General features: G+C 37.8%; 4 protein-coding genes. All 4 read right to left on the minus strand.

Annotated features, from left to right (window positions below; translation table 11 throughout):
* Nucleotides 1-320: 320 nt before the first annotated feature.
* Nucleotides 321-926 carry a nitroreductase family protein gene (locus K8S13_RS21595; protein ID WP_291465791.1) on the minus strand — a complete coding sequence of 202 codons (606 nt, stop codon included), beginning with the start codon at nucleotides 924-926 and terminating at the stop codon, nucleotides 321-323.
* 151 nt (nucleotides 927-1,077) lie between these two features.
* A complete protein-coding gene (locus K8S13_RS21600) occupies nucleotides 1,078-1,752 on the minus strand; it encodes an HAD family hydrolase (protein ID WP_291465792.1) in 675 nt (224 codons plus the stop codon).
* 79 nt (nucleotides 1,753-1,831) lie between these two features.
* Nucleotides 1,832-2,428: a DJ-1/PfpI family protein gene (locus tag K8S13_RS21605; RefSeq protein ID WP_291465793.1), complete on the minus strand. Its 597-nt coding sequence runs from the start codon at nucleotides 2,426-2,428 to the stop codon at nucleotides 1,832-1,834.
* A 75-nt stretch (nucleotides 2,429-2,503) separates the two neighbouring features.
* The coding region (locus tag K8S13_RS21610) for a YbaK/EbsC family protein (RefSeq protein WP_291465794.1) at nucleotides 2,504-2,834 on the minus strand (331 nt) is incomplete at its 5' end.

Consider the following 2,834-nt stretch of genomic DNA (forward strand, 5'->3'; position numbering starts at 1 on the left):
ATCGAAGATACCCACGCAATAGGTCGAGGTATTATAGAACTTGTAAGGATATCATGGGCATGGCGGGGCTCTAAGTCCATCAAGTCTATTTCCATAATTCAAAACTCCTGTTGCGATCCGGTGAGTTAACGGCCTGTGTGACCTGGCGGGAAACCAACCAACAAAGCTTTCGCATATGAAAGCGTGATAAAGGTCCTTGTAAAAGGTTAAACCGCGCGGTTTGCCCAGTATTAGCGACACAAAAAGCCGCTAAAAGCTTTTCAATTTACGATAGAATCCCGTCGGCTTTTTGTGTCAGCTGAATTCTGTTGTATCCGAAATTATAATAATATTTTTTTTATCTTCAACCTTTTTCTTGGGCTTGGATCTTCTGCCGGGTATCCAATGGGAAGCAATGCTACAGTAAAAATATTTTCATTCCACCCAAATATATCATTAACCTTTTGACCATCCAAAAGCCTTATCCAGCAGGTCCCTAAGCCAAAATCGAGTGCACGTAATACAATATGTTCAATTGAAATCGCGACATTAAATGCTATTTGAGGCCCAATTTGCTCGACAGGGTATACCTTCAATTGACCAGCTCTTTTTAACAGAATTTGTACTATGTTATCTTCAACCGCACCAATCTTTCCTAAGTCTTGAATGCCTGATACAGTTCCATCCAAATATCCACTTATATCCGCGCAACAAACAATGACTGCTGGAGCATTAGCAATAAATGATTGATCATAAGCAGCATGAGCCAATTTTATTTTACTTTTCTGGTCTTTAACAATTTTGAAACGCCAGGGTTGGGCATTACATCCTGAAGGCGCTAATCTGGCGGCATTGATCAATTCAAAAAGATATTCGTCCGGAATTGGATCAGATTTAAATTTTCTTATACTTCTTCTTTTTGCAATAGCTTCTTTTGTAGTTAACATTTTTCCTCACTAAATCAGTTGTTTTTCAAGGAGATAACGCCGAAGTCAGGGGCAGCCAGGGATTCCACTTATTTCAATAAAGACTATAAAATTCAGTTTTACATCAACCCACCAGAGCGGCACGGCCCTGACTGTCACCTGAACTGACACGTTAGGATTGGATCACCTTTGCTAATTGATAAAGAGTATATACTTCTATTATGGCTTTATCTTTTCTTTTTTCCTGTTCCCTATTGAGCCAGATACCTTTTAGCCCAGCTTCAGATGCTGCCTCTGCATCCGTGTGTAAATCGTCTCCGATATAACAGCATTTAGCGAGGTTTTCGTTTGCTTTTTTACAACCATGCCAGAATATTTCCGGATTAGGTTTTGAAATCCCGATATCGTCAGATATGACAATGACCTCAAATCTATCCAAGATATTCAAATACCTTAATTTTTGTCTCTGTTGATATTTGTCGCCATTTGATATTATACCTAACTTACGAGGTCTGAGTTTATTGAGACAGGGAATTACATCATCAAAAAGTTGCCAATTTTCCTCATAAAATTTGAGATAAATGGCAAATATCTCATCGGCCTCACTATTCGTAAAGTCCTTTTGAAATATCTTTCTTAATCGGTTTCGGCGCTGCTGTTGGAATGATATTTTATTGACTAAAAATAGCTGAACGTACTTTTCGGTGACCTCATTCCACCTCTGTGGAAATGCAGATTCTTCGTATATTACTTGTAGATCTTGGAATTCATTATACAGTTTCAAAGCTGCAAAATTTTGCGCGCTCTTGTTGTCAAATAAGGTTTCATCTATATCAAAGAATATCATTATCAATGAATCCTAACATTGGTTTAACCCGCGAGCGGCTTGTCCGCGATGTCAGGTTGAAACCGTTGGACGAAAATCACTATTTAATTTTATCATCAAAACCCATTATGCTCTTTATATAATTTGTATTTTCTTTTGTAGTAAGTCGTTCAAGTAATAAAAAAGCTACATCAATTGCCGTTGATGGATTCCAGCAAGTCATTACGTTACCATCTATTACTACCGGCTCATTTTTTACATTTATACCATACTTTTTTAACGTATCTTGTCGTATTGATTTTTTGTTGTAGGTTGTTGCAAATCTTCCGTTTAAAATTCCACTTTTCCCAAGTGATAAAGCAGCAACGCAAATTGATGCAATTAGTTTATTTTGCTTTTGAAAACCACGAATCACATTTAAGAATTTCTCGTCATATGCTTCCTTATAAAACTCAAATTCTTCAAAGCCACCAGGAATTGCTAATGCATCATAATCATCAACATTTATATCATCCACCAGGTAATCTACAATACATTTTTGATTGAAACTGCTACTAACTTCTTTTTTCAATCCACATGAAAACAATTTTGTCGATTTATCACCATCAATTAAATTCCATCCAATTACATCTATAAAAACACTTGCTTCATATGTTTCATAACCATCAGCTAATAGAAGTAATACATTCTTCATCATTTCTCCTTATTTGACCCGCCCAACCGCTCGGCATAAAGCGCGGCGGCTTTTTGCCGTCGTTCTTAAATGCCGTTGCTATATTTCTTCCGATAAATCAACCCATCTCCCTTTTGTGAGAGGTTCTAAATCAGTAGGCTTCAATTTAAAAACAGCAAAAGGAGTACCAGCCGCAGCCCAGATAACTTCATATTTCTTCAGGTCTGGATCCAATATTGTGTCCAAGGGTTCATTATGGCCTACTGGCGGCACTCCACCAACTGCATACCCGACTCTTTCTTTCACATACTTCCCATCAGCTTTGCCAAGTCTAAAACCCGTCGACTTTTGGATTTTCATTACATCTACTCGATTTGAGCCAGATGCAATTACAAGAATCGGAAGATCAGTTTCCTTCTCTCTAAACACG

It is taken from the genome of Desulfobacula sp., from assembly GCF_021107415.1.